At 67.0% G+C, this 26,331-nt stretch carries 20 protein-coding genes and 1 riboswitch; of the genes, 17 read left to right on the forward strand and 3 right to left on the reverse strand.

Going from position 1 to position 26,331, the window contains the following annotated elements:
- Window positions 1-13: 13 nt before the first annotated feature.
- On the reverse strand, window positions 14-1,189 hold the full coding sequence (locus V5G24_RS18990; protein WP_394085110.1) for a cobalt-precorrin-5B (C(1))-methyltransferase: 1,176 nt from the start codon (window positions 1,187-1,189) through the stop codon (window positions 14-16).
- 112 nt (window positions 1,190-1,301) lie between these two features.
- On the opposite strand from V5G24_RS18990, the gene hisS reads away from it, so the two are divergent.
- Window positions 1,302-2,843, forward strand: a complete 1,542-nt coding sequence (hisS, locus tag V5G24_RS18995; RefSeq protein WP_394085109.1) for a histidine--tRNA ligase — start codon at window positions 1,302-1,304, stop codon at window positions 2,841-2,843.
- A gap of 76 nt (window positions 2,844-2,919) precedes the next feature.
- Here the strand turns inward: hisS and V5G24_RS19000 are convergent, their stop codons facing one another.
- Window positions 2,920-3,816 carry a DMT family transporter gene (locus tag V5G24_RS19000; RefSeq protein ID WP_394085108.1) on the reverse strand — a complete coding sequence of 299 codons (897 nt, stop codon included), beginning with the start codon at window positions 3,814-3,816 and terminating at the stop codon, window positions 2,920-2,922.
- 425 nt (window positions 3,817-4,241) lie between these two features.
- On the opposite strand from V5G24_RS19000, the gene V5G24_RS19005 reads away from it, so the two are divergent.
- The gene (locus tag V5G24_RS19005; protein WP_394085107.1) at window positions 4,242-4,454 is read left to right on the forward strand and encodes a Trm112 family protein; all 213 of its coding nucleotides are present in this window, start codon (window positions 4,242-4,244) and stop codon (window positions 4,452-4,454) included.
- A 6-nt stretch (window positions 4,455-4,460) separates the two neighbouring features.
- Complete coding sequence (locus tag V5G24_RS19010) at window positions 4,461-5,429, forward strand: alpha/beta hydrolase (protein WP_394085106.1); 969 nt, start codon at window positions 4,461-4,463, stop codon at window positions 5,427-5,429.
- A gap of 636 nt (window positions 5,430-6,065) precedes the next feature.
- On the opposite strand, the gene V5G24_RS19015 is transcribed toward V5G24_RS19010, so the two are convergent.
- On the reverse strand, window positions 6,066-7,316 hold the full coding sequence (locus V5G24_RS19015) for a ubiquinone biosynthesis hydroxylase (protein ID WP_394085105.1): 1,251 nt from the start codon (window positions 7,314-7,316) through the stop codon (window positions 6,066-6,068).
- Window positions 7,317-7,473: 157 nt separating this feature from the next.
- Between V5G24_RS19015 and tesB the strand changes: the two genes are divergently transcribed.
- From tesB to V5G24_RS19085, 14 genes are all read left to right on the forward strand, one after another.
- On the forward strand, window positions 7,474-8,340 hold the full coding sequence (gene tesB / locus V5G24_RS19020) for an acyl-CoA thioesterase II (RefSeq protein WP_394085104.1): 867 nt from the start codon (window positions 7,474-7,476) through the stop codon (window positions 8,338-8,340).
- 261 nt (window positions 8,341-8,601) lie between these two features.
- Window positions 8,602-8,940 carry a P-II family nitrogen regulator gene (locus V5G24_RS19025; protein ID WP_348844448.1) on the forward strand — a complete coding sequence of 113 codons (339 nt, stop codon included), beginning with the start codon at window positions 8,602-8,604 and terminating at the stop codon, window positions 8,938-8,940.
- A 28-nt stretch (window positions 8,941-8,968) separates the two neighbouring features.
- Window positions 8,969-10,456 carry an ammonium transporter gene (locus tag V5G24_RS19030; RefSeq protein WP_394085103.1) on the forward strand — a complete coding sequence of 496 codons (1,488 nt, stop codon included), beginning with the start codon at window positions 8,969-8,971 and terminating at the stop codon, window positions 10,454-10,456.
- 515 nt (window positions 10,457-10,971) lie between these two features.
- Entirely contained in the window at window positions 10,972-14,028 is a 3,057-nt protein-coding gene (gene ileS, locus V5G24_RS19035; protein ID WP_394085102.1) for an isoleucine--tRNA ligase, read from the forward strand.
- The gene (lspA, locus tag V5G24_RS19040) at window positions 14,025-14,537 is read left to right on the forward strand and encodes a signal peptidase II (protein ID WP_394085101.1); all 513 of its coding nucleotides are present in this window, start codon (window positions 14,025-14,027) and stop codon (window positions 14,535-14,537) included. Before ileS ends, lspA begins: the two co-directional genes overlap by 4 nt.
- A gap of 73 nt (window positions 14,538-14,610) precedes the next feature.
- Complete coding sequence (locus V5G24_RS19045; protein WP_394085100.1) at window positions 14,611-15,246, forward strand: hypothetical protein; 636 nt, start codon at window positions 14,611-14,613, stop codon at window positions 15,244-15,246.
- 220 nt (window positions 15,247-15,466) lie between these two features.
- Window positions 15,467-16,834, forward strand: a complete 1,368-nt coding sequence (locus tag V5G24_RS19050) for a M16 family metallopeptidase (protein WP_394085099.1) — start codon at window positions 15,467-15,469, stop codon at window positions 16,832-16,834.
- 113 nt (window positions 16,835-16,947) lie between these two features.
- A complete protein-coding gene (locus tag V5G24_RS19055) occupies window positions 16,948-18,183 on the forward strand; it encodes a M16 family metallopeptidase (RefSeq protein WP_394085098.1) in 1,236 nt (411 codons plus the stop codon).
- A 188-nt stretch (window positions 18,184-18,371) separates the two neighbouring features.
- The gene (locus tag V5G24_RS19060; protein WP_394085097.1) at window positions 18,372-19,130 is read left to right on the forward strand and encodes a hypothetical protein; all 759 of its coding nucleotides are present in this window, start codon (window positions 18,372-18,374) and stop codon (window positions 19,128-19,130) included.
- 74 nt (window positions 19,131-19,204) lie between these two features.
- Window positions 19,205-19,304, forward strand: a riboswitch (glycine riboswitch).
- Between the two features lie 174 nt (window positions 19,305-19,478).
- Window positions 19,479-20,636 carry a glycine cleavage system aminomethyltransferase GcvT gene (gcvT, locus tag V5G24_RS19065; protein WP_394085096.1) on the forward strand — a complete coding sequence of 386 codons (1,158 nt, stop codon included), beginning with the start codon at window positions 19,479-19,481 and terminating at the stop codon, window positions 20,634-20,636.
- 2 nt (window positions 20,637-20,638) lie between these two features.
- Window positions 20,639-21,016, forward strand: coding sequence for a glycine cleavage system protein GcvH (gene gcvH, locus V5G24_RS19070; protein ID WP_394085095.1), 378 nt, complete (start codon window positions 20,639-20,641; stop codon window positions 21,014-21,016).
- A 71-nt stretch (window positions 21,017-21,087) separates the two neighbouring features.
- Window positions 21,088-22,431, forward strand: coding sequence for an aminomethyl-transferring glycine dehydrogenase subunit GcvPA (gcvPA, locus tag V5G24_RS19075; protein WP_394085094.1), 1,344 nt, complete (start codon window positions 21,088-21,090; stop codon window positions 22,429-22,431).
- A 205-nt stretch (window positions 22,432-22,636) separates the two neighbouring features.
- Entirely contained in the window at window positions 22,637-24,202 is a 1,566-nt protein-coding gene (gene gcvPB, locus V5G24_RS19080) for an aminomethyl-transferring glycine dehydrogenase subunit GcvPB (RefSeq protein ID WP_394085093.1), read from the forward strand.
- A 467-nt stretch (window positions 24,203-24,669) separates the two neighbouring features.
- Entirely contained in the window at window positions 24,670-26,331 is a 1,662-nt protein-coding gene (locus tag V5G24_RS19085; protein ID WP_394085092.1) for an L-lactate permease, read from the forward strand.

Raw genomic sequence — 26,331 nt, forward strand, 5'->3', positions numbered from 1 at the left:
AATGCTCTAGCGCTCAGCCCTTCCCCGCCGGCGCGAAGGGGGCGCGGCCCATAAGCGTGCCGGTGCGGTCGAACACCAGGATTTCCAAAGCCACATCCGCCCGCCCCAGCGCCGCCGAAGCAGTGCTCCAAGCGCGCGCGGCCACCAGATCGCCGAGCGCGAGCCCTTCCGCGCTCGCGTGCTGGAAGGCTTCCGCCACCGTATTGGCGGCGCGGATGCGCGCGCACAGCCCGGCCGAGCCGCCCGCCTCTTCGGCGAGGCGCGCCAGCGCTTCCAGGTCCGGCGCGCCGCGCTTGGAATGCAGGTCCAGCAGGCCTTGGGCGAGCTTGGTCATCTTGGCGACGCCGCCCGCCACCGTCACCTTGGCCACGGGATGGGCGCGCAGATATTTCAGCATGCCGCCGACGAAATCCCCCATATCGATCAGCGCCACCTCGTCGAGGCCGTGAAATTTCTGCGCCGCTGCTTCCGAGGCCGAGCCGGTCGCCCCTGCCACATGATCCAGCCCCATGGCGCGGGCGACATCGATGCCGCGATGGATGGAATGGATCCAAGCCGAGCAGGAAAACGGGATGACGATGCCCGTCGTCCCAAGCACCGACAGCCCGCCGAGGATGCCGAGGCGCGGATTGAGGGTCTTCAGCGCCAGTTCGGCGCCATGCGCGATGGAAATCTCCACCTCCGCATCGGCGCCGATGCCATGCGCCGCCGCGACTTCCGCGATGCCTTGCGCGATCATGGCGCGCGGCACGGGATTGATGGCGGGTTCGCCCGGCGGGATCGGCAGGCCGGGCCGCGTCACCGTGCCCACGCCTTCGCCGGCGCGAAACAGAATGCCGCTGCCCGCCGCCAAGCGCTTCACCCGCGCCATCACCAGCGCGCCGTGGGTGACGTCGGGATCATCCCCCGCATCCTTCACGATGCCGGCCATGGCGCTATCCCCGTCGCGCGCATGGACCGCCAGCGCGAAGGCAGGCCGGGCGCCGGAGGGCAATTCCACCTCCACCGGATCGGGAAAATCCCCGCCCGCGAGCGCCGCGAACGCCGCCTTGGCGGCGCCGGCCGCGCAGGCGCCCGTGGTCCAGCCGCGCTTCAGGGGCCGGTCGGGCGGCGGATCGAATTCGGCGCCATCCAGATCGGCGCCATTCGCATCGGAGGCGCCGGGGCCGGCGGCTGCGGGATCGCTCATGGCCCCTTCATACGTCCGGCGCGGGGCTGCGTCACGGGGCGCCCGCTTGCCGCCTCTGCCCGCCTCCTCTAAGACGCGGCTTTCCGCACAAGAACAACAGGCGCATTTTCCCATGTCCACGCAGAGCAACAAGCCGAAGGCCCGGCTGCCGCGCGGCCTCGTCGACCGCCATGGCGCCGAGCTGACCGCGACCCGCGCCATGCTGGACAAGATCCGCGCCGTCTATGAGCTGTACGGCTTCGACGCGCTGGAAACCCCGGCCATCGAATATACCGACGCGCTCGGCAAATTCCTGCCCGACCAGGACCGTCCGAACGAGGGCGTGTTCTCGTTCCAGGACGATGACGAGCAGTGGCTCTCTTTGCGCTACGACCTCACCGCCCCGCTCGCCCGCCATGTGGCCGAGCATTTCGACGCCTTGCCCAAGCCGTTCCGCTCCTATCGCGCGGGCTTCGTGTTCCGCAACGAGAAGCCCGGTCCGGGGCGGTTCCGCCAGTTCATGCAGTTCGACGCCGACACGGTGGGCGCGCCCTCGGTCTCGGCGGACGCGGAAATCTGCATGATGGCCGCCGACACGCTGGAAGCGGTGGGCATCGCGCGCGGCGATTATGTGATCAAGGTGAACAATCGCAAGGTGTTGGACGGCGTGCTGGAGGCCATCGGCCTCGGCGGCGAGGAGAATGCCGGGCGCCGGCTCACCGTGCTGCGGGCGATCGACAAGCTGGATAAGCTGGGCGTCTTGGGCGTGAGGCAGTTGCTAGGCGAAGGACGGCGCGACGAAAGTGGTGATTTTACCAAGGGCGCTCGACTCGATGGCGCGCAGATCTCCGCGATCACTAAAACAATGCTCGTTGGAACGCGGAAGCCCCTCAACGAGGATCCATCTACAATGGATGAGATGGCTTGGCTGCGTCAATTGGAGCGAGATTACGAAAGCAATCCGACCGCGTTATCTGGCGTTCACGAACTAAGGACCATCGCCGAACTTTGTCGCGCGGCGGGATATGGTGAAGACCGCATCATTCTCGACCCCTCCGTCGTGCGCGGTCTCGAATATTATACCGGGCCGATCTACGAAGCCGAATTGACCTTCCAGGTTCAGGACGAGCTTGGAATCTCGGTGCGGTTCGGCTCGGTGGCGGGCGGCGGGCGTTATGATGGGCTCGTGGCGCGCTTCAGGGGCGAGGCGGTGCCCGCCACCGGTTTCTCCATCGGTGTGTCGCGCCTGCTCCATGCCCTCGCCCATCTCGGCAAGATGGATGCGGAGCCGGAAATCGGCCCCGTGGTGGTGCTCGTCATGGACAAGCAGCCCGAGCGCATCGCCGATTACATGAAGATGGTCTCGGACCTGCGCGCCAATGGCATCCGCGCGGAAATGTATCTCGGCGGCGGCGGCATGAAGGCGCAGATGAAATATGCCGACAAGCGCAATGCGCCGGCGGTCATCATCCAGGGGTCCAACGAGAAGGACGCGGGCGAGGTGCAGGTGAAGGATCTGGTGGAAGGCGCGAAGATCGCCGCCGGCATCGCCGACAATGCGGAATATCGCGCCGCCCGCCCGGCCCAGTTCGCGGTGAAGGAAGCGGAATTGGTGGAGGCCATTCGCGGCGTGCTGGAACGCCGCGCGGCGCCGAGCCTCGGCCTCGCCGACTGACCTTCACGCTCTCCCGCACGCGGGAGAGCGTGCAAGCGGAGGGTCGCATGCCGCGCCCTTGTCCATGGGGCAGGGTTCAAGGCCCGGCCACCGCCACGGTCCGCACCTTCGCCCCGCGTCCCAGCGCCACGATGCCGACGACGGCGGCGGCGAACAGCAGGGTCTCAAGGTCCGGCACCTCGCCATTGACCGGCCAGGCCAAGCCCACGGTGACGAAGGTTTGCAGCAGCTGCACCTGCGACACCCGGGAGATGCCGCCCAGCACGAGGCCCGCATTCCAGAAGAAGAAGCCGACATACTGGCTCATCAGGGCCACATAGAGCATTCCCGCCCATGCGCCGGCAGGCACCGCCGCGACATGGGCGGGAAAGGTCAGCACGCTCAGCGGCAAGGTCAGCGGCAGGGCGAGGACCAGGGCCCATGAGATCACTTCCCAGGCTTCCATATGCCGGGCAAGTCGGGCGCCCACGGGATAGCCGATACCGCACGCCACCACCGACAGCACCAGCAGGGTGTCGCCGAAGCCGAAACGGTCCGCGCCGCCGTTGCGCAGGGCGAAGGCGACCACCACCCCCGCGCCGAGCAAGCTGAGGAGGATGAAGGCGCGGCTCGGCCGTTCTCCAGCCAGCGCCGCCGCGCCGGCCACGGTCGCCAGCGGCAGCAGGCCGAGCACCACGCCCGCATGGGCGACCGGCACGGTGAGCGTGGCGAAGCCCATCAGCAGCGGAAAGCCGAAGATCAGGGTCGCGACCACCACCGCCAGGTCCAGCATCACGCCTGGGTGGCGCGGAACCGAGCGGCCGCGCACCAGGAGCAGCGCGCCCGCCACCAGCCCGGCGAGGGCGGCGCGTCCGAAGGTCAGAAAATCCGGGCTCAGCCCGGTGAGGGCCAAGCGGGTTGCCGGCAAGGTGGCGCCGAAGATCAGCACCCCGATGAAGCCGAGGAAGAGCCCGAGGGCGACACGAGAGGGCATGGACGAACGGCACCCGAGGCAGCGTCGGCCAACGCGCCTGCGCGAGAGGAATATACGGCGCGCCGGCGCCGCCTTGACGCATTGGCAAAGCCCGAGGCGGCGATCCCGCGCGCGGCCCGTTCTAGGCTGCGGGCCGCGGTGCGAATAGCGAAAGGATGCGATGGCATTGATCACTTCTCGTGACCAATCACCCGCGACGATCTCTCGCGCCAGGCCCCGCGCCGCCCGCCGGAAGCCGCGAGACCAAAGAACTTTTGCCTGCTATATCTTGGACTTGACCATGATGGCGCGGAGCGGTGCCGGCAAAATTCATCATGGACGTGTGCGCTGCAACAGCTACACTCGGCCGCGTTTGGTCTATGCCGTGTCCGATCCGGGGACCCTTTGCGGAGGGTGGATCTTATGGTGTTTCAAGGGGATATTCGATGACGCAACCGCAGCGACCGGGCCACGAAGTGGATCCCAAGCTTCTGGAAATCCTGGTCTGCCCGCTCACCAAGGCGCCGCTTTCCTATGATCGCGCGCGCCAGGAACTGATTTCGCGCGCGGCCAAGCTCGCGTTCCCGATCCGCGACGGCATCCCGATCATGCTGGCCGACGAAGCCCGTCGCCTGACAGAAACCGAACTCAACGGCTGAATCTGCGTGATCAGCCGCCGCGCGCTTCTGGCGGCAGGCGCCTGTGGCCTGCTGCTGACCGGTTCCCGGCGCCTCGGGGCGGCTCCCGTCTTCGAGGTGGAAGAACAGCCCTGGGCCCTCGGCGGGCTCAGCGGCACCTTGGCGCTGACCCGCGACGGCCGCGCCACAGGGCCCGCGGTGCTGCTTCTGCCCGGCTCGGGACCGCTGGACCGCGACGGCAATGGCCCGTCCATCTCCACCGACCTCTATCGCCAGATCGCGCTCGGCCTTGCCGGGGCCGGATACATGGTGCTGCGCTACGACAAGCGCGGCGTCGGCGGCAGCCGCGCCCTGGTGGCGCGCGAAGAGGATCTGCGCTTCGACCAATATGTGGACGACAGCGTCAACGCCCTGCGCGCGCTCGCGGCGCGGGCGGATGTCTCCAGCCTGATCGTGATCGGCCATAGCGAGGGCGCGAGCGTCGCGACCCGCAGCGCGGTGCGGGTGCCGGTGTCGGGGCTGGTGCTGCTGGCCGGCGCAGGCCGGCCGCTGGCCGATATCCTGCGCGACCAGTTCGTGGCCATGAACCTCACCGATTCCATGCTGGACAAGGCTTTGACCATCCTGCGGACGGTGGCGGCCGGCGGGCGGGTGGGCGAGGTGCCGCCCGCGCTGCGCATGGCGTTCCGCCCCTCGGTACAGCCCTTCCTGGCCTCGGAATGCGCGGTGGACCCGGCGCGCGACCTCGCCCATGTGCGCACGCCGACCCTGCTGGTGCAGGGGCTGCGCGATCTCCAGGTGAACGGGCAGGATCTCGCAGCCCTGCGGCGCGGCCGGCCGGACGCGGAGGTGGTGACGCTGGCGGACGCGAACCACATGTTCAAGGTGGCGCCGGAGGACCGGGCGGCCAATTTCGCCCTCTACAAGAACCGCGCCGCCCCGCTCCACCCCGGCGTTCTGCCGGCGCTGGTGCGCTTCATCGAGACCCAAGCCTGAGGCGGAAGCCTCAGGCAAAGGGGAGGTGAAGCTGAGGCGAAGCCTCAGGCAGAGGGAAGGTGACGCTGAGGCGCAGCCTCAGGCAAAGGTGAGGGAAGCTGAGGCGCAGCCTCAGGCAGAGACGAGAAGACACCTGAGGCGGAAGCCTCAGGCAGGCAGATAGCCCGAGGCAAGCCTCGGGCAGAGGCAAAGGAGGCCCTGAGGCGGAAGCCTCAGGCAAGGTGCAAGGTGCAAAGGGGATGCTAAGGCGAAGCTCAGGCGGAGGGAAGCTAACCCGAGGCACGGATCGGAGCAAAGGAACATGCCCCGAGGCGAAGCTCGGGTTAAAGGAAGATCAATCTGGGTCGCCGCTCGGGCTGAGGAATGTCGATCCGAGGCCCAGACAAAACTTCCGGTTGCGTGCGGTCGCATAGACACGGATCGCGGGCGGTTTGCACGCTGCGGATTCATCTGCGGCGAACATTCGCCCGAAAAGCCGATTTCATCGACAGAGAAGCCACGGGAAACCCGCTTCGCACCGTGTTCGTCTTCGCTAAGCCATTGTTTCACGTGAAACATTTTTCGAAAAAAGCGCGGTGCAGCCGCCCGGCAGGCATCGATTCCCCCGCCCGCCCCTCCCAAGGCGGGAGCGGCGCGCTACAGCGCCACCCCGCGCATGAGCTTGGGCACCGCACCGGTCAGCCCCGCCGCATCCTTGATGAACAGGCCCTTGAGCCGCGGCAGCCGGTCCACCAGGCCAAGGCCCACATCGCGCATCAGGCGCAGAGCGTCGGAATGGTTGGAGAATAATTTGTTCAGCCCGTCGGTGGCCACCCCCATGGCCAGGGTGTCGAACCGGCGCCAACGCTGATACCGCTCCAGCACCTGGGGCGAAGCGTAATCGAGCCCGACCCGGGCCGCGTCCGTGATCGCCTCGGCCAATGCGGCGACATCGCGCAGGCCCATGTTGAGCCCCTGCCCGGCGATGGGATGGATGAGATGGGCGGCATCGCCCACCAGCGCGAACCGCTCGCCGATGAAGCTGCGCGCCATGGCAAAACCGAGGGGATGCACGCTCGGCTTGCTCACCGGCTTCACCGCGCCGAGGGAGAGGCCGAAGCGCTGTTCCAGTTCCTCCTGGAAGCGGAAATCCGGCAATTCAACGATGCGCTGCGCCTCCGCCGTCCGCTCGGTCCACACGACGGAGGAGCGGTTGCCCGGCAAAGGCAGCGTGGCGAACGGACCGCCGGGCAGGAAATGTTCCTCCGCCCGCCCCTCATGCGGGCGCTCGTGCTCCACGGTGAAGGTGATGGCCGATTGCCCATAGGCCCAGGATACGGTCTGGATGCCCGCCATTTCGCGCAGCCGTGAACGCGCGCCATCGCAGGCCACCAGGAGCGGCGCGCGCAAGGTCTGGTCGGCGCCGTAGGAGATGGTCACGCCGCTGCGGTCGGTGGAGAAATCACGCACCGGCTCGGCGATCAGTGCCACGCCGGCGGCTTGGGCGGCCTCGGTAAGGGCTTGCTGGAGCACGGCATTCGGCACCATGTAGGCGAACGCCTCGCCGGCCTCGACCTCGCCGTCGAAGGTGAGGAAGACCGGGCGGGCGACGTCGCGGGTGCGGCTGTCGGTCACCACCATGGTGCGCATCGGCGCGGCGGCCGGCGCCACCTTGTCCCACACGCCGAGCACGGTGAGCAGCCGCCGGGCGCCGGCGGCGATGGCGGAGGCGCGCGGATCGCCCCAGGCGCCGCGCGCGAAGGCCGGGTCCAGCACCGTGATGGCGGCGTCGCGTCCGAGCCCGTCCTTGAGCGCGAGCGCAAGGCTCAGCCCCGCGAGCCCCGCCCCCGCGATCACCACATCGGCGCGGCCTGCGGCGGGCGTGTGGGTCTGGGCGCTGGCGGTCATGATCTTCTCCTCGATTTGCCCGCCGCCCATACCATGGCGCGAGCTGAAAAGCGGCCCGGTGGTGCGGGCGCGTGCGGCAGCCTGACCTTGACGGGCGCCCCCGCGCGTGGCTCGCTCGCCCGAACCTGCCCAACACCCGCCAAGGTCGAGCCCCGCCATGAATGATGTCGAAGCCCTTCTGAACATCCTCGACCTTGAGTCCCTGGAGATCAATCTGTTCCGGGGTCGCAGCGGGAGCCCCGGCGGTGGGCGGGTGTTCGGCGGGCAGGTGGTGGCGCAGGCCCTGGTGGCCGCCCAGCGCACCGTGGAGATGGACCGCATCACCCATTCGCTGCACGGCTATTTCCTGCTGGGCGGCGATCCCACGATCCCCATCGTCTATGAGGTGGACCGCATCCGCGACGGCCGCTCCTTCACCACCCGCACGGTGAAGGCGATCCAGCACGGCAAGGCGATCTTCTCCATGTCCGCCTCGTTCCAACTTCTGGAACCGGGGCTGGAGCACCAGATCGCCATGCCGCAGGTGCCCCAGCCGGAGCAATTGCCCTCCGACGAAGTGTGGCGCGAGAAGCTGTTGAAGCGCTTTCCCGCGGCCTCGAAGCGCGACTGGATGGCGCTGCGCCCGCTGGAAGTGAAGCCGACGAGCCTCGATCCCTCGTTCCTCTCCGGCAATATCAACACCTCCCGGCCGAGTATCTGGGTGCGCGCGCGCGGCCCCCTGCCGGACGACCTGCGCACCCAGCAGGCCGTGCTGGCCTATGCATCGGACTTGTCGCTGCTCCAGGCCGCGCTGGTGCCGCATCGCAAGAGCGTGTTCGACCCGGATATCCAGGTGGCGAGCCTCGACCACGCGCTCTGGTTCCACCAGCCGTTCCGCGCCGACGAATGGCTGCTTTACGTACAGGAAAGCCCCGCGGCCGGGGGCGCGCGCGGATTTTGCCGGGGGGAATTATTCACCCGCGACGGCAAGCTGGTCGCTTCCGCGGCACAGGAAGGTCTGATGCGCCCAGTCACCCCAAGGTGACTGCGGATTAAGCAATATGATGAATTTTTAGGCTAAAATTCCGGCAACGTTGCGGCAACCGCATGACGAAGAGTCTCGTGGCGAGAAAATAAGCACGCCGTAAACGAGGCTTTACCCATTTGGCACGGTCCTTGATTCCCTATCCGCAGGCTTGGGTGCTGCAGCGTGGATTTTCCCCGTCACGCGCGGCCCAGCCCGGAAGAACGCGCCCTCCGCTTTGCGGTGCGAGGGCATCACGGGGACAGGGACAGGGATCGATCCATGAAGATCGTGATGGCCATCATTAAGCCGTTCAAGCTCGAAGAGGTGCGCGACGCCCTGACCGGCATCGGGGTCCACGGCCTGACCGTGACCGAGGTCAAGGGCTATGGCCGCCAGAAGGGGCACACGGAAATCTATCGCGGCGCCGAATATGCCGTGAGCTTTCTCCCGAAGCTGAAGATCGAGGTGGCGGTCGCCTCCGATCAGGTCGCGAAGGTGGTGGAAGCCATCACCGCCGCCGCCAAGACGGGCCAGATCGGCGACGGGAAGATCTTCGTCTTCCAGATCGATCAGGCGGTTCGCATCCGTACCGGCGAGACCGACACCGACGCCCTCTGAGCAATCCTCATTCACGGAGCCATATTCCATGACGTTCAAGACCTGGTCCCGCGTGGGACTGCCAACCCTTCTCGCAGCGGCGGCCCTTGCCTTGCCCGTGCTTGCGCAGACAGCCACGCCGGCGGCCGACGCCGCGGCGGCGGTTGCCGCGGCGCCGACCATCAATAAGGGCGACACGGCCTGGATGCTGGTCTCCGCCATGGTCGTGCTGATGATGTCGGTCCCCGGCCTCGCCCTGTTCTACGGCGGCCTCGTGCGCGGCAAGAACATGCTCTCGGTGCTGATGCAGGTGTTCTACACCGTCTGCATCGTCGGCCTCATCTGGGTCCTGTACGGCTATTCCATGGCCTTCACCGGCGGCTCCGATTTCGTCGGCGGCTTCTCCAAGGCCTTCATGAAGGGCATCACGGTGGATTCCGCCGGCGGTACCTTCACGGTCGGCGTGGCGATTCCGGAACTGGTGTTCGTCGCCTTCCAGATGACCTTTGCCATGATCACCCCGGCGCTGATCTTCGGTGCGTTCGCGGAACGCGTGAAGTTCTCGGCGATCGTGCTGTTCGTGCCGCTGTGGGTCACGTTCATCTATTTCCCCATGGCCCACATGGTTTGGTACTGGGCCGGCCCGGACGCGGTGGACGCGGCGGCCAAGGCGCTTGCGGCTGCGGCTGACGGACCGGCCAAGGCCGCTGCCCAGGAAGCCCTGGACGCGGTGCTCGCCGATGCCGGCTACATCTACAAGCTCGGCGCCATCGACTTCGCCGGTGGCACCGTGGTGCACATCAACGCCGGTATTGCCGCCTTCGTGGGCTGCCTCATCGTCGGCAAGCGCACGGGCTTCGGCAAGGAAGCCTTCTCCCCCCACTCCCTGACGCTCACCATGGTCGGCGCCTCCCTCCTGTGGGTCGGCTGGTTCGGCTTCAACGCCGGCTCCAACCTCGAAGCCAACGGCCTCACCGCTTTGGCCATGATGAACACCTTCATCGCCACCTGCGCCGCCGCCATCTCCTGGATGATCATCGAATGGCTGGCCAAGGGTAAGCCTTCCATGCTCGGCGTCGTGTCGGGCGCGGTTGCCGGCCTCGTGGCCGTCACCCCGATGGCGGGCTTCGCCGGCATCATGGGCTCGCTGGTTTCGGGCCTCATCGTCGGCGTGCTGTGCTTCTTCTTCTGCACCACCGTGAAGAACGCCTTCGGTTACGATGACTCGCTCGACGTGTTCGGCGTGCATTGCATCGGCGGCATCTTCGGCGCCATCGCGACCGGCATCGTGGTCGCCCCGGCCCTCGGCGGCACCGGCATCTACGACTACACCACCGGTGCGGTCGCGGAATATGCCATGGGCGCTCAGGTGATGGCCCAGATCAAGGCGGTGCTGGTCACCCTCGTCTGGTCTGGCGTCGGCTCCGCGATCCTCTTCTACATCATCAAGGCCGTCGTTGGTCTGCGCGCGCCGATCGAAGTGGAACGCGAAGGCCTCGACATCACCGAGCACGGCGAACGCGCCTACCACAGCTGAGCCTGAGGGGCGGCGACAGCGCCGCCCCGCTTCTTCCGGCTCGACCGGACAGGGCCCGCCCGTGCGGCGGGTCGATGCGGACCAGAATGCGGCCTTGGCGCGAACCGGGCCGTGCGACTTCCCGGACAAGCCCCGCGAAACGGCGTGTCCGACCGAAATAACAAGAGGGGAAGATGAAGCCTCGGCCGCATGGCCGGGGCTTCATCGCTTTTTGGGGCGGCCCGATGGCGGCATGGCGCGCTTTCGCGCCGCCGGCCTTCGCCCGTCCGTGCTCCATCCGGGCTTTTCCCGCGCCGAGAGCCCTGCTAGAAGCCCTGCATGGCACAAGCACCGTCACATCAGGGCGCGCGCCGCCCGGCCTGGGCGCGAATTACCAGCCCGGCACCCCGCCAGCGCGCCTGAGCGCGCGGGGTCAACCGGGACACGCCCCTTCGCCGCGACCGCCCCGCCGATGCGCCGGGGTGCGCCTCACGATGTAACGATCTGCCGCCAAGATCCCTTTCGAGCCCGATCCCATGACCGAGAAGACGCCGTCCGACGCCGTGGACTATTCCGCGACCCTGTTCCTGCCGCAGACCGAATTCCCCATGCGGGGCGGACTGCCCAAGAAGGAACCGGAACTGCTGGAGCGCTGGGCCCGCATTGGCCTGCGCGAACAGCTGCGGGAAGAGGGGCGCGGGCGCCCGCGCTTCGTGCTGCACGACGGCCCGCCCTATGCCAATGGCAACATCCATATCGGCCACGCGCTCAACAAGATCCTGAAGGACGTGGTGACGCGCTCCCAGCAAATGCTGGGCTTCGATTCCAATTATGTGCCCGGCTGGGATTGCCACGGCCTGCCGATCGAATGGAAGATCGAGGAAGAGAATTACCGCAAGAAGGGCAAGGCCAAGCCGGACTTCTCCGACAGCGCGGCCATGATCGCCTTCCGCCAGGAATGCCGCGCCTATGCCGAGCATTGGCTGAACGAGCAGCGCACCGAATTCAAGCGCCTGGGCGTCGAGGGCGATTGGGACCACCCCTACACCACCATGAGCTTCCTCGGCGAGGCGCAGATCGCCCGCGAGATCATCAAGTTCGCGGAAAACGGCCTGCTCTATCGCGGCTCCAAGCCGGTGATGTGGTCGGTGGTGGAGAAGACCGCGCTGGCCGAGGCCGAGGTGGAATATCACGACCACCAGTCGGATACGGTGTGGGTGAAGTTTCCGGTAGATAGAGATTTCACTGCCTACGGACCACTTGTTAGTGGCTTGCCGTCGGAGGCTAAAGCCGCGTTCGACGCGATCTTGTCAGCCTCCGTCGTCATCTGGACTACCACCCCCTGGACCATGCCCGGCAACCGGGCGATCTCCTTCTCGAACCGCATTTCCTACGGCCTGTATGAGGTCACCGAGGCGCCGGCTGACAATTGGTCGAAGGCTGGCGACAAGCTGATCCTCGCCGATAAGCTGGCCGATGAGGTCTTCAAGGCCGCCCGCGTCACCAGCTTTTCCCGCCTCGGCGACGTGCCGGCGGATGTCCTCGCGAATCTCATCACCTCTCACCCGCTCGCCTCACTCGGCTATGGCTTCAAAGTCCCCCTGCTCGAAGGCGACCACGTCACCGACGATGCGGGCACGGGCTTCGTCCACACCGCCCCCGGCCACGGCCGCGAGGATTTCGAGATCTGGACCCAGCATCGCCGCTGGCTGGAGGAGCGCGGCATCAATCCCGCCATCCCCTATACGGTGGACGAAGACAGCTTCTATACCGACCAGGCGCCGGGCTTTGCAGGCAAGCGCGTCATCACCGAAAAGGGCGAGAAGGGCGATGCCAATCAGGCCGTCATCGACGCTTTGGTGGCGGCCGGAAACCTGCTCGCGCGCGGGCGGCTGAAGCATCAATATCCCCATTCCTGGCGCTCCAAGAAGCCGGTGATCTTCCGCAACACGCCGCAATGGTTCATCGCCATGGACCAGGACATCCGCAACGCGGACGGCACGGCGGCGCCGCGTCCGGCGACGCTGGCCGGGAATGAGGCCGACACCCTGCGCGCACGCGCGCTCGCCGGCATCAAGACCGTGGATTGGGTGCCGGCGACGGGTGAAAACCGCATCACCGGCATGATCGCCAGCCGGCCCGACTGGGTGGTCTCGCGCCAGCGCGCCTGGGGCGTGCCCATCGCCGTGTTCGTGAAGGAAGTTGGCGACGGCTCGGTGGAGATCCTCAAGGATTCCGCCGTGAACGCCCGCATCGCCGAGGCCTTCGCGCTGGAAGGCGCCGACGCCTGGTACAAGGACGGCGCCCGCGAACGCTTCCTCGCCGACCGCGCCGCCGAAGGCTGGGCGAAGGTGGACGACATTCTCGACGTGTGGTTCGACTCGGGCTCCACCCACGCCTTCACTTTGGAAGTGCGCCCGGACCTGAAGGCGAACCGCCCGCCGGACGGGCCGGACCGGGTGATGTATCTGGAAGGCTCGGACCAGCATCGCGGCTGGTTCCACTCCTCGCTGCTGGAAAGCTGCGGCACGCGCGGCCGCCCGCCCTATGACGCGGTGCTGACCCACGGCTTCGTGCTGGACGAGAACGGGCACAAGATGTCCAAGTCGCTCGGCAACGTGGTCTCGCCCCAGGACGTGATCAAGACTTCCGGCGCCGACATCCTTCGCCTATGGGTGTGCGCCTCGGACTATGCGGACGATCTGAAGATCGGCCCCGAAATCCTGAAGACGACCGCCGATACGTACCGGAAATTGCGCAATACCGTGCGCTGGCTGCTGGGCTCGCTGCATCATTACCACGCCGCCGAGCGGGTCGCCTTCGCCGACATGCCGCCCCTGGAAAAGCTGATCCTGCATCGCCTCCAGGAGTTGGACGGGCAGATCCGCGCCGCTTACGTGGCCTATGACTACAAGAAGGTTCACACCTTGCTGACGTCCTTCATGACCAGCGAGCTTTCCGCCTTCTATTTCGACGTGCGCAAGGATGCGCTTTACTGCGATCCCCTCTCCTCGCTCACCCGCCGCGCCTGCCTCACCGTGCTGGACGAGGTGTTCGAACGCATCGTCACCTGGCTCGCGCCGATTCTTCCCTTCACCTGCGAGGAAGCGTTCCTCGCCCGCACCGGCAGCGCGGACGGCTCGGTGCATCTGCGCAGCTTCCCGGAAACGCCGGCGGCGTGGAAGAATGAGGAGCTCGCGGAAACCTGGCGGAAAATCCGCCTCGTGCGCCGCGTCGTGCTCGGCGCGCTGGAGGTGGAACGCACCGCCAAGCGCATCGGCTCCTCGCTCGAAGCCGCGCCGCAGATCCATGTGACCAGTGCGGACCTCGCCGCAGCGCTGGAGGGCGTGGACCTAGCGGAAGTGTGCATCACCTCCGGCGCGACCCTGATTCTCGCCGAGCCGCCCGAGGGCGCGTTCATGCTGGACGATGTGCCCGGCGTCGCGGTGGTGCCCGCCTTGGCGCAGGGCCGCAAATGCGCGCGCTCCTGGAAAGTGCTGGAGGAGGTCGGCAGCGATCCCGATTATCCCGACGTAACCTTGCGCGACGCCCGCGCCCTGCGTGAGCTGGCCGCGCGAGCCGCAGCCGAATGAACCGCCCCGTGCGCCACATCCGCCTCGGCGTCCTGGTGGCGCTGATCGTCCTGGTGCTCGACCAGGGCAGCAAGACGGCGGTGCTCGCCTGGTCACAGAGCTGGCCGGAGGGCGTGCGGGAATTGACGCCGTTCCTCAATCTGGTTGTGCTTTGGAACAGCGGCATCAGCTACGGCCTGTTCCCCCAGGGCGAGACCGGGCGCTGGGTGCTGGTGGCGTTCAAGGTGATCGCCTCCTTGCTGTTCGCGGTGTGGCTCGCCCGCACCCCGCGCAAGCTGGAGGCCTTCTCCCTCGGCCTTTTGATCGGCGGTGCCATCGGCAATGCCGCCGACCGGGTGGTCTATGGCGCGGTGTTCGATTTCGTGTCGCTGCACGCGTTCGGCTTCAATTGGTACGTGTTCAACGTGGCGGATGTGGCGGTCGTTGTGGGCGTGGCCGTGCTGCTTTATGATGCTTTCTTCGGACGCGCCTCAAAAATGCCGCCCTCTGACCCCAGCCGTATGGGCTGAATGTCCGAGAAGGGGCAGGCGCACGAGGGAAAGGCCCATGCGAATGACGGAAAATCGGCGGAATCGAGCCTTGATGCTGCGTGGTCTCATGCTGGCCGCGCTTCCATTCGCCGCCCTCTCCGCCACGCCGAACCTCGCCTTTGCCCAGGAAAGCGACACCGGCGACTTCTTCAAGACCACGCTCGGCGGCTTCCTCGGCCTCAATGACGACGAGAAGCCGCAGATCCAATATCGCGAGCGTGCCCCGCTGGTGGTTCCCCCGCCGAGCGCCGCTAATACCTTGCCGCCCCCGCGCGACGGTGGTGCGGCCGCCAACCCCAATTGGCCGAAGGATCCGGACGTGATCCGTGCCGCCAAGGCCAAGGCCGGGGACCAGACGCCGGTGGGCCTCACCGATTCAAGCCGCGTGCTGCTGCCCTCGCAATTGAACAATCCGCGCCTCAAGCCGACGCAGAGCGTTGCGAATGGCGCGCCCGTCGGGGCGGAATCCAAGCGCGACGTGCTGCTGCCGAGCGAACTCGGGTTCAAGACCTGGTTCGCGCCCCAGGGCGGCGACAAGGACAAGCTCACCTTCAACGGCGAGCCCGAGCGGACAGAGCTGACCGAGCCGCCTCCGGGCTACCAGACCCCGGCGCCCAACGCGCCCTATGGGGTGGTGGAGCAGAAGACGGAACCGTTCAAATTCCCCACCCTGTTCGATCGCCAGTGAGCGTTCCGGGCCGCGGGCGCGCCGCTCCCCGGCACCACTCTTCGCGGCGTGCCGAACCGCGTAAGGAAACAGGACCGCGCGCGCGAGGGTCTCACGCGCGCAGGAATGTGCGCGAAACACGCCCCGCCGCAGTGGCAGAGCGCCGCCGGCTTCCTATTTTAAGGCGATGCGCCGTCCCCCCTTCGCGCGGCCCATGCCTCAAAAAGGCAGAAACGAACAGATGAGACGCCTGGCAATGATCGCAATGGTCGCCGCGGGAACCGCCGCAGCAACGTTGAACGCCGCTTCCGCCGCAGGGCCGGACGTCACCCAATACCAGCTGGCCAACGGCCTGACGGTGATGGTGATTCCCGACCACCGCGCGCCCGTGGTCACCCATATGGTGTGGTACAAGGTCGGCTCGGCGGACGAACAGCCGGGCAAATCCGGCATCGCCCATTTCCTCGAGCATCTGATGTTCAAGGGCACCGAGAAGGCCGGCCCCGGCAAGTTCTCGGGCGAGGTGGCGCGCCTCGGCGGCCAGGAAAACGCCTTCACCTCGCAGGATTACACCGCCTATTACCAGCGCGTCGCCAAGGAGCACCTGGAAACGGTGATGACCTTCGAGGCCGATCGCATGACCGGGCTGAAGCTCTCCGACGCGGTGGTGCTGCCCGAGCGCGACGTGGTGCTCGAGGAGCGCCGCATGCGCACCGACAGCGATCCCGGCGCCCGCCTGTCCGAGGCGCTCCAGGCCGCGACCTATGTGAACCATCCCTACCAGCATCCGATCATCGGCTGGGAACACGAGATCAAGCAGTTGAACCGCGAGGACGCGCTCGCCTTCTATCATCGCTTCTACGCCCCCAACAATGCGGTGCTGGTGGTCGCGGGCGACGTGGAGCCCGAGGCGGTCCGGGCACTGGCCGAAAAGATCTATGGCGTTATTCCCCGTGCCGACACGCCGCCGCGCAACCGCCCGCAGGAGCCCGAGCCGCAGGTCCATCGCCGGGTTTCGCTGAGCGATCCGCGCGTCGCCCAGCCGAGCCTTCAGCGCAGCTATCTGGTGCCCTCCTATCGCACCGCCAAGCCCGGCGAGGCGGAGGCGCTGGACGTGCTCGCCCAAGTCCTCGGCGGCGGGCAGACCGGCCGCCTGTATCGCGAACTGGTGGCCGAGCAGGGCCTCGCGGCCGGCGCCGGCGCCTGGTACCAAAGCACGGCCTATGACGAGACCCGCTTCGGCATCTCCGCCTCGCCCCGCCCGGGCGTCACACTGGAGACGCTGGAACAGGCGATGGACGGCGTGGTCGCCAAGATGGCGAAGGACGGGCCGGACGATGTCGAGCTGGCCCGCGCCAAGACCCGCCTGACGGCGGAAGCGATCTATGCCCGCGACAACCAGGCGACCCTCGCGCGCATCTATGGTGCGGCCTGGGCCACCGGCATTTCCGTCGAGGATGTGAACCGCTGGCCGGATCTCATCAAGCGCGTGAGCGCGGCGGACGTGAAGGCGGCGGCCGCGCATTATCTCGTGCTGAAGCGCGCGGTGACCGGCTATCTGACGCCGCCCCCCGCAGCCGCGCCTGCGGCGCCGGAGAAGCGCTCGTGAGCGCACGCCCCGCCGCTTCCCTCTTTAGCGCTCGCATTCTTGTGTTGGTGATGATGGCTGTCTCTCTTGTTTCCGCGGCTCCCGCCCAGTCCCAAACCACGCGGATCACGCGCGTGGTCAGCCCCGGCGGCATCGAGGCCTGGCTGGTGCGCGACACCACCTTGCCACTCCTCGCCATGGAATTCGCCTTCCTCGGGGGCGCGGCGCAGGATCCGGCGGAGCGCCCCGGCATCGCCAGCCTCGCCGCCTCGCTGCTGGACGAAGGCGCCGGCGAATATGACGCCGAGCGCTTCCATCAGGCGCTGGCCGACAAGGCCATCGAGCTGCATTTCGACGCCGGGCGCGACGAGGTGCGCGGCTCGCTGCGCACCCTTTCGGAAAACCGCGATACCGCCTTCGACATGCTGCGCCTGTCGGTGACCCAACCGCGCTTCGATACCGAGGCGGTGGAGCGCATCCGCACCGCGCAGCTTGCCTCCCTGCGCCGGCGCTCGACCGATCCCAATTCGCTCGCCAACGAGCGCTGGTTCGCGCTCGCCTTCCCGAACCATCCCTATGGCCGCCCAGTGGACGGCACGCTCGCCAGCGTCGCCGATATCACGCGTGAGGATCTGGCGGGCTTCGCCAAGCGCAACCTTGCGCGCTCCAACCTGCGCGTGGCGGTGGTGGGCGACATCACGCCCGAGGAGCTCGCCACCGAGCTGGACCGCGTGTTCGGCGCGCTTCCCGCCACCGCGCAATTGACCCCGGTCGCGGATGTGCAGCCCCAGGGCCTCGGCAAAACCGATGTGATCCCGCTGGATGTCCCCCAGTCCGTGGTCATGATCGGCACCGACGGGCTGGAGCGGCAGGACCCGGATTTCATCCCCGCCTATGTGCTGAACCACATTCTCGGCGGCAGCGCCTTTTCCTCGCGCCTGTTCAAGGAAGTGCGCGAGGCGCGTGGGCTCGCTTATTCGGTTTATTCCTACCAGGTGGCGCTGGAACACGTGGGCCTGTGGTTCGCCGGCACGGCCACCAAGAACGACCGCGCGGGTGAATCCATCAAGATCATCAACGAGGAGTTTCAGCAGATCCTCGACAAAGGCCCGACCCAGGAGGAGCTGGACGAGGCCAAGAGCTATCTCACCGGCAGCTATGCGCTGCGCTTCGACACCTCCTCGAAGATCGCCGGGCAATTGCTCCAGATTCAGATCGACAAGCTCGGCATGGATTATATCGATCGCCGCAATTCGCTGATCGAGGCGGTGACGCTGGAGGATCTGCGCCGCGTCTCGCAGCGTCTCGCGGGTGCGCGCAAGGCTCTGGTGGTGGTTGCCGGGCGACCGGTCGGGGTGGTGGGAAACTGACCGGCCGGCACCGCCGGTAACCATAGAGTCAGATACCTCCCCAGGGACAGGCTCAAGGCGCAGGTCCCCCCTCCCCCTGCGCTTTAACCTTCTGTTATACATACGCCTGTTGCGGAGGTTTTTGGAGTTTCCTCATGCGTTTTGCTTTAGACGCTGCTCTGCCTATGCGTGTGTTGGCCGGGGCAGCCATGGCCATCACCCTTGCAGGGTGCGCGGGCAACTCGCAGGGAACGTTTGGCGCGCCCGGCGTGAATGTCGACGCGGCTGCGGGCGGGGTCGGCGCGGCCCAGCCCACCAATAATATGACCGTGGGCACCGGCCCCGATGCGGTCGAGTTCGAATGCCCGCGTGTGGATGTCCGCTCCGGCGCGTCCGCCTGGCAAGTGCCGGCTCCCGGCGGCGGCCTGAAATACCAGGGCTCGCTCGGTCAGCTGGCCCGCGAATGCAATATCGCGAACGGCGTCATGACCGTGAAGGTCGGCCTCGACGGCCGTGTCCTGCTGGGCGACAAGGGCTCGCCCGGCGCGCTCAACGTGCCGATCCGCATCGCGGTGGTGCAGGAAGGCCCTTCGCCCAAGACCATCACCACCAAATTCTTCGTGGTGCCGCTGAACATTCCCCAGGGCGAAACCCAGACCACCTTCACGGTGGTGGAGGATACCATCTCGTTCCCGGTCACCACTCCGGACGCTATGGCGAAATACGTGATCTATGTCGGCTTCGACCCCAAGGGCGAGACCCCGGCGCGTCCCCGTCCGGCCCGACCGCGTCCGGCGGCGCCTGCTGCCGCTACCACGGCTCCGGCCGCAACCACTGCTCCGGCAGCCGCCGCGCCCGCCGCCACCCAGCCCGCGGCCAGCAAGCCGGCGGCGGACCCCAATACGTTCGGTCCCGCCCCCACCTTCGGGCCTGCCCCGGCGACCTTCGGCCCGCCACCCGCGCAATGACAGAAAGCGCCGCATTGACCCTTCGGCGCGTTTCTCTATGGTGACCGCGGCCGTTCCTCGGAGCGGTCGCTCGGAAGATCCCTGCGGGAGAGACCGGCCCATCCCCGGATGATGGCCGGCGCCGAAGGCGCAACCGCCCCGGAACCGCTCAGGCAAAAGGACCGCAGGGGGACGACACTCTGGAAAGCAGCCGCGGCGTGACCCTCAGGGATCATGCGGGTGGCTCACCGAAGGCGTAAGCCGTGCCCGTTCCACCGGGTGCGGTCAAATCTCTCAGGTTCCGGTGACAGAGGGGGCGCCGCTCGGGTCGAAAGACCCGATGACTTTGGCGCGCCCCCAGGAACCGGAATGTCACATCCCGAGACCGATCTCCCCCTTCTGAAGACGCCCCTGCACGGCGCCCATGCGGCGCTCGGCGCCCGCCTCGTGCCGTTCGCCGGCTATGACATGCCGGTGCAATATCGCGACGGCATCCTGGCCGAGCATGCCTGGACCCGCACCCACGCCGGCCTGTTCGACGTGTCCCACATGGGCCAGGCCAAGCTCGTCGGCCGCGACCATGCGACCACGGCCGCCGCGCTCGAAGCGCTGATTCCCGCCGACATCCTCAATCTAAAACCCGGCCGCCAGCGCTATTCCCAGCTGATGGCGGACGACGGCGGCATCCTGGACGACCTCATGGTCACCCGTCCCGGCGCGCCGGAAGAGGACGGCACCTTGCTGCTGGTGGTGAACGCCGCCGGCAAGGAGGCGGACTATGCCCATATCGCCGCCCGCCTGCCCGCCGGGGTGACGCTGGAACGGCTCGACGACCGCGCGCTGCTCGCGCTCCAGGGTCCGCAGGCCGCCGCTGTGCTGGCGCGCCACGCCCCCGAAGGCGCCGCGCTGGACTTCATGGCCGCCGGCCCCTCGCGCTTCGACGGCATTCCCGTGCATATCTCCCGGTCCGGCTATACCGGCGAGGATGGGTTTGAAATCTCCATCCCCGAAAGCTCCGCCGTCACCGTCTGGAACACGCTACTGGCCGAATCGGAGGTGAAGCCCATCGGCCTCGGCGCGCGCGATTCGCTGCGGCTGGAGGCGGGCTTGTGCCTCTATGGCCATGACATCGACCCCACCACCTCGCCTGTCGAGGCCGCCTTGGTCTGGTCGATCCAGAAGCGGCGACGGGAGGGCGGCGGCTTTCCCGGCGCCGCGCGCATCCAGCGCGAGCTTGCCGAAGGTCCGGCGCGCGTGCGCGTCGGCCTGCGCCTTGAGGGGCGCGCGCCGGCCCGCGAGGGCGCTGAGATCGCCAAGGATGGAACCGTGGTCGGCACGGTTACGTCGGGCGGGTTTGCGCCCACCCTCAACGCACCCATCGCCATGGGCTATGTGCCGCCGGCCCTCGCCGTGCCCGGCACCGTCCTCGACATTCTCGTGCGCGGCAAGGCATTGCCCGCGACCGTCGTCACATTCCCGTTCGTGGCCCAGCGCTACGTCCGTAAGAGCGAACAGAAGGGGGCCTGACCATGAGCGACGTGCGCTACACCAAGGACCATGAATATGTCCGCATCGACGGCGACATCGCCGTGATCGGCATTTCCGATTACGCCCAGAGCCAGCTTGGCGACGTGGTATTCGTGGAACTCCCGGAGGTCGGCAAGACCGTAAAGCAGGGCGCGGAAGCCGCCGTGGTCGAGAGCGTGAAGGCGGCAAGCGAGGTCTATGCCCCGGTCTCCGGCGAAGTGGTCGAGATCAACCCGGACCTTGAAGCCGCGCCGGGCGCGGTGAACGAGGACGCCGAGGGCAAAGGCTGGTTCGTGAAGCTGAAGCTCGCGAACCCCGCCGAGCTGGACGATCTCATGGATGCGGCGGCCTATGCCGCTTTCGTCGAAACGCTGAGCTGACACACAAACGAGCCGACCCATGCGGAGCCGCCGGAATGCGCGGCGCCGCAGGTTGGCGAGGTAAACGCATCATGCGCTATCTGCCCCTCACTCCCGAAGACCGCACCGAAATGCTGGCGCGCATCGGCGCGCCGTCGGTGGACTCCCTGTTCGCCGACATCCCCGCCGACAAGCTGCTCGCGGACCTTCCCGATCTGCCCCGCCGCAAGGGCGAGATGGAGGTCGAGCGCGCCTTGTCCCGCCTTTCCGCGCGCAATGTGGCGGCGGGCTCGGTGCCGTTCTTCGTCGGCGCCGGCGCCTATCGCCACCATGTGCCGGCGAGCGTGGACCATCTGATCCAGCGTTCGGAATTCCTCACCTCCTACACGCCCTATCAGCCCGAGATCGCCCAGGGCACGCTGCAATATCTGTTCGAGTTCCAGACCCAGGTGGCGGAACTCACCGGCATGGAAGTGGCCAACGCCTCCATGTACGACGGCTCCACCGCCGCCGCCGAAGCAGTACTGATGGCCCATCGGGTGACGAAGCGCGGCAAGGCGGTGCTGGCGGGCAATATTCACCCCCATTACGCGCAGACCATCGCCACCATCTCCCATTATGCCGAAGTGCCGCTGCTGCGCCTCGCGCCACAGCCCACGGGGCCGGACGATGTGAGCGCGGCCATCGACGAGACCGTCTCCTGCGTGGTGGTGCAGAGCCCGGACGTGTTCGGCAACCTGGTGGATTTGAAACCCATCGCGGAAAAGGCCCATGCCGCCGGGGCGCTCTTGATCGCCGTGTTCACGGAAGCCGTATCGCTCGGCCTCGTCGAGCCGCCCGGCGCGCAGGGGGCGGACATCGTGGTGGGGGAAGGCCAATCCATCGGCAATCCCCTCACCTTCGGCGGCCCCTATGTGGGCCTGTTCGCCACCCGCGCGAAATTCGTGCGCCAGATGCCCGGCCGCCTCGCCGGCGAGACGGTGGATGCGGAAGGACGGCGCGGCTTCGTGCTCACCCTCTCCACGCGTGAACAGCATATCCGCCGCGAGAAGGCCACTTCCAACATCTGCACCAATTCCGGCCTGTGCGCGCTGGCCTTCACCATCCATCTCTCGCTGCTGGGCGAAGCGGGGCTGACGCGGCTCGCCCGCATCAACCACGCCGCCGCCTGCGATCTCGCCGACCGGCTGGCCGCGCTCGACGGCGTCGCGGTGCTGAACGAGAGCTTCTTCAACGAATTCACCATTCGCGTCGCGGGTAACGCCGCCGAGGTGATCGAGAAGCTGGCGGCCAAGGGCATTCTCGGCGGCGTGCCCTATTCCCGGCTGGCGCCCGATGCCGGCCTCGACGATTTGATCCTGGTGGCCGCCACCGAGACATCCACGGACGAAGACCGCGCCGCCTATGCGGCCGCGCTGAAGGAGGTGCTGGCATGAACGCGCCCCTTACCGCCAGCGCCCTGCTCCCCCTCTCCCGCTTGCGGGGGAGGGTTGGGGAGGGGGCCCGTGAAGCCAAGCCTCCCTTCAATATTTCGATGCCGGATCTTTTCCCCCTCCGTAGCCCTCCCCCGCAAGCGGGAGAGGGAACGGCCGTCTTCTTGCCGAAAGCCGCTCGCTCTTTCCTCTCCCAGGAGATCCGCTCATGAATCGCGAAGGACGCGGCGCGACGGCGCCTCAATCGGCGAGCGAAATCGGCGCCGCCACCTTCACCGGCAACCGCGCGCTCGATCTGGAAGAAGGCCTGCTGTTCGAAATCGGCCGGCAGGACGTCACCGGCGTCGATCTCGACGAGCCGGCCGGCTTCGCGCCGCGCCTCGGCGAGCTGGAGCGCAAGGCCCCGCTCGGCCTGCCCGGCCTCAGCGAGCCGGAGGCCATGCGCCATTACGTGCGGCTTTCGCGCATGAATTACGGGATCGACAGCGGCCTGTTCCCGCTCGGATCCTGCACCATGAAGCACAATCCCCGCCTCAACGAGCGCATGGCGCGCCTCGCTGGGTTCGCCGATATCCATCCGCTTCAGCCGGTCTCCACCGTGCAGGGCGCCTTGGGGCTGATGGGCGAGCTTTCGCGCTATCTGCTCACCCTCACCGGCATGGATACGGTGGCGCTCACCCCCAAGGCCGGCGCCCACGGCGAATTGTGCGGCATGATGGCCATCAAGGCCGCGCACGAGGCGAACGGGCGCAAACCCAGTATCGTCGTGGTGCCGGAAAGCGCCCACGGCACCAATCCCGCCACCGCCGCCTTGCTCGGCTATCAGGTGAAGTCCATTCCCGCCCGCGCCGACGGCACGGTGGATGTGGAAGAGGTGAAGAAGGCGCTCTCGGAAGACGTCGCCGCCATCATGCTCACCAATCCCAACACCTGCGGCCTGTTCGAGCCGGATGTGGTGGCGATCGCCGAGGCGGTGCATGCGGTGGGCGCCTATTTCTATGCCGACGGCGCGAATTTCAACGCCATCCTGGGCAAGGTGCGGGTTGGCGACCTCGGCGTCGACGCCATGCACATCAATCTGCACAAGACCTTCTCCACCCCCCATGGCGGCGGCGGACCGGGGGCGGGGCCGGTGGTGCTCTCAAAAGCGCTCGCGCCCTTCGCCCCCGCCCCGGCGCTGGTGGTGGAGGGTGAGACCTTGCGCCTCGTGGAGCAGCAAGGACAGGCGGGCGCCGAGCAGGCGCTCGGCCGCATGAGCGCGTTCCATGGGCAGATGGGCATGTTCGTGCGCGCGCTCGCCTGGATGCTCTCCCACGGCGCCGACGGCATGCGGCAAGCGGCGGAGGATGCGGTGCTCTCCGCCAATTACATCCGCGCCAGCCTCCAGGACGTGATGAGCGCACCCTTCGCCACGCGTCCGGCCATGCACGAGGCGCTGTTCGACGATGCGTGGCTGGAGGGCACCGGCCTGTCCACGCTCGATGTCGCGAAGGCGCTGATCGACGAGGGCTATCACCCCATGACGGTGTATTTTCCGCTGGTGGTGCACGGCGCCATGCTGATCGAGCCGACGGAGAGCGAATCCAAGGCCTCGCTGGATCTGTTCATCGCCACCCTGCGGGATCTGGCGATGGCGGCGAAGGCTGGGGAGAAGGAGCGCTTCCTCGGCGCGCCCCATTATGCCCCGCGCCGCCGGCTGGACGAGACGCGCGCCGCCCGCGCCCCGGTTCTGCGCTGGGTGAAGCCCCAGGCGATCGCCGAAGCGGCGGAATAGTCCCCTCTTCGGCCGCGCGCGCCTTGGGTGCGCGGCCGCACCGGCGAACACCGCTTAAATGCCGGAAGATACGTGCCCGAAGCCACCTGCCAGAAGCCGCCGTTCGCCCCGCGCGACGGCGGCTTCTGCTTTTGCATGGCGCGCGCCTTGTGCGGGAAGCCCTGCGGGTACAGCTGGGCAGCAAAGTCGACTTCCAACGCGTGCACATGCGGTCTCATTCCGTGCGGAATGATGACGCTAGGTAATCACATGAATCAATCTCAATATTACCCTACGTAATATAGACTTTGGAATCATTCCCTTCCACATCTCTGCGCAAATTCAGCGCTGATGCCTAAGCTTTAGCCGACGAATGCTGATCTCTTAAGAGTTTCACCATTGACAGACGCAGGATGTCGCCCCGCAATAGCGCGGGCTGGACGACCAGCATCTGAAGCAAAAATAAAACGGCTCTAGGGAGCGATGTAATGTGGAATCAGGTCTATGACCCGTTCGGCAGTGCAGTGCTGTCGACTCTCGCGGCGGCGATTCCCGTCGTTACACTTCTGGTATTGATTGCCTCCGGCAAGGTCTCCGCACATATTGCCGCAATTCTCGCCCTTCTGGTGGCGCTCGCGATTTCCATTTTCGCCTTCACCATGCCGGCGGATCTTGCCATCCGCGCGACGCTGCTTGGCGTCGTCACCGGATTTTTCCCGATCGGCTGGATTATTCTGAACGTCATTTTCCTTTATCGCCTTACGGTCGAAAAAGGGTGGTTCGAAATTCTCCAGCAATCCATCGGCGGCATCACGCAGGACCGGCGCCTGCAATTGCTGTTGATCGCCTTTGCCTTCGGCGCCTTCTTCGAGGGCGCATCCGGCTTCGGCACACCCGTCGCGGTGACGGGCGCGCTGCTGATCGGCCTCGGCTTCTCGCCGCTGGCCGCCTCGGGGCTCTCCTTGATCGCCAATACCGCGCCCGTCGCCTATGGCGCGCTCGGAACGCCGATCCAGGGGCTGGCCTCGGTGACGGGGCTTGATCCCTATCTGCTCGGCGCCATGGTGGGGCGGCAATTGCCCTTCTTCTCCCTCATCGTGCCGTTCTGGCTCATCTGGGTGTTCGCCGGGCGCAAGGGCATGTGGCAGATCTGGCCGGCGATCCTGGTCACCGGCGTGTCGTTCGCCGTACCGCAGTTCCTGATTTCAAACTTCATCAATCCCTGGATCGTCGATATCGGCGCCTCCCTCATCTCCATGGGGTGCCTCGTCGCATTCCTGCAGGTGTGGCAGCCCAAGGAATTGTGGCTGTCGCCGAAGCTGCGCACCCACGACACCAGCGCCGACACCATGCCGCCCCCGCCGCCGCCCCGCGCCAAGGCGAGCCGCGCCGAAGTCATCTGGTCCTGGGTGCCGTGGTTCATTCTCTCCCTGGTGGTGGGGCTGTGGGGCACCGGCTGGTTCAAGGCCTTGGTCAATCCCATCTTCACCATCAACGTGCCGGTCACCGGCCTGCACAACATGATCCTGAAGGTGCCGCCGGTGGTGGCAAAGCCGGTGGCGGAAGGCGCGGTGTTCGCCTTCACCTATCTCTCCTATACCGGCACCGGCATTCTGATCGCCGCGCTCATCGCCGCCGCCTTCATGAAGTTCTCGCCGGTGCGGATGGTGACGGCCTATGCTGAAACCATCTGGGTGGTGCGCAAATCGCTGCTCACCATCGCCGCCATGCTCGCCATCGGCACCCTCACCCGCTATTCGGGCCTCGATGCGACGCTGGGCCTGGCCTTTGCCCATGCGGGCTTCCTCTATCCCTTCTTCGGCACCTTGCTCGGCTGGCTCGGCGTCGCGCTGACGGGATCGGATACCGCCTCCAACGTGCTGTTCGGCGGCTTGCAGAAGATCACCGCCGAGCAATTGGGCCTCAGCCCCATCCTGATGGGCGCGGCCAATTCCTCCGGCGGCGTCATGGGCAAGATGATCGACGCGCAGTCCATCGTGGTGGCCTCCACGGCCACCAATTGGTTCGGCCATGAAGGCACGATCCTGCGGTTCGTGTTCTGGCACTCGATCGCGCTGGCCTGCCTCGTCGGCTGCTTCGTGATGCTGCAAGCCTATGTGTGGCCGTTCACCGCGATGGTCATCCACTGA

Source organism: Roseixanthobacter finlandensis, from assembly GCF_043195105.2.
GTDB lineage: Bacteria > Pseudomonadota > Alphaproteobacteria > Rhizobiales > Xanthobacteraceae > NCEH01.

Excerpts from the sequence above, each read along its gene's own strand:
- V5G24_RS18990 (WP_394085110.1), bottom strand. The coding sequence starts at position 1,189 with ATGAGCGATCCCGCAGCCGCCGGCCCCGGCGCCTCCGATGCGAATGGC.
- hisS (WP_394085109.1), top strand. The coding sequence starts at position 1,302 with ATGTCCACGCAGAGCAACAAGCCGAAGGCCCGGCTGCCGCGCGGCCTC.
- V5G24_RS19000 (WP_394085108.1), bottom strand. The coding sequence starts at position 3,816 with ATGCCCTCTCGTGTCGCCCTCGGGCTCTTCCTCGGCTTCATCGGGGTG.
- V5G24_RS19005 (WP_394085107.1), top strand. The coding sequence starts at position 4,242 with ATGACGCAACCGCAGCGACCGGGCCACGAAGTGGATCCCAAGCTTCTG.
- V5G24_RS19015 (WP_394085105.1), bottom strand. The coding sequence starts at position 7,316 with ATGACCGCCAGCGCCCAGACCCACACGCCCGCCGCAGGCCGCGCCGAT.
- tesB (WP_394085104.1), top strand. The coding sequence starts at position 7,474 with ATGAATGATGTCGAAGCCCTTCTGAACATCCTCGACCTTGAGTCCCTG.
- V5G24_RS19025 (WP_348844448.1), top strand. The coding sequence starts at position 8,602 with ATGAAGATCGTGATGGCCATCATTAAGCCGTTCAAGCTCGAAGAGGTG.
- V5G24_RS19030 (WP_394085103.1), top strand. The coding sequence starts at position 8,969 with ATGACGTTCAAGACCTGGTCCCGCGTGGGACTGCCAACCCTTCTCGCA.
- ileS (WP_394085102.1), top strand. The coding sequence starts at position 10,972 with ATGACCGAGAAGACGCCGTCCGACGCCGTGGACTATTCCGCGACCCTG.
- lspA (WP_394085101.1), top strand. The coding sequence starts at position 14,025 with ATGAACCGCCCCGTGCGCCACATCCGCCTCGGCGTCCTGGTGGCGCTG.
- V5G24_RS19045 (WP_394085100.1), top strand. The coding sequence starts at position 14,611 with ATGCTGCGTGGTCTCATGCTGGCCGCGCTTCCATTCGCCGCCCTCTCC.
- V5G24_RS19050 (WP_394085099.1), top strand. The coding sequence starts at position 15,467 with ATGAGACGCCTGGCAATGATCGCAATGGTCGCCGCGGGAACCGCCGCA.
- V5G24_RS19060 (WP_394085097.1), top strand. The coding sequence starts at position 18,372 with ATGGCCATCACCCTTGCAGGGTGCGCGGGCAACTCGCAGGGAACGTTT.
- gcvT (WP_394085096.1), top strand. The coding sequence starts at position 19,479 with ATGTCACATCCCGAGACCGATCTCCCCCTTCTGAAGACGCCCCTGCAC.
- gcvH (WP_394085095.1), top strand. The coding sequence starts at position 20,639 with ATGAGCGACGTGCGCTACACCAAGGACCATGAATATGTCCGCATCGAC.
- gcvPA (WP_394085094.1), top strand. The coding sequence starts at position 21,088 with ATGCGCTATCTGCCCCTCACTCCCGAAGACCGCACCGAAATGCTGGCG.
- gcvPB (WP_394085093.1), top strand. The coding sequence starts at position 22,637 with ATGAATCGCGAAGGACGCGGCGCGACGGCGCCTCAATCGGCGAGCGAA.
- V5G24_RS19085 (WP_394085092.1), top strand. The coding sequence starts at position 24,670 with ATGTGGAATCAGGTCTATGACCCGTTCGGCAGTGCAGTGCTGTCGACT.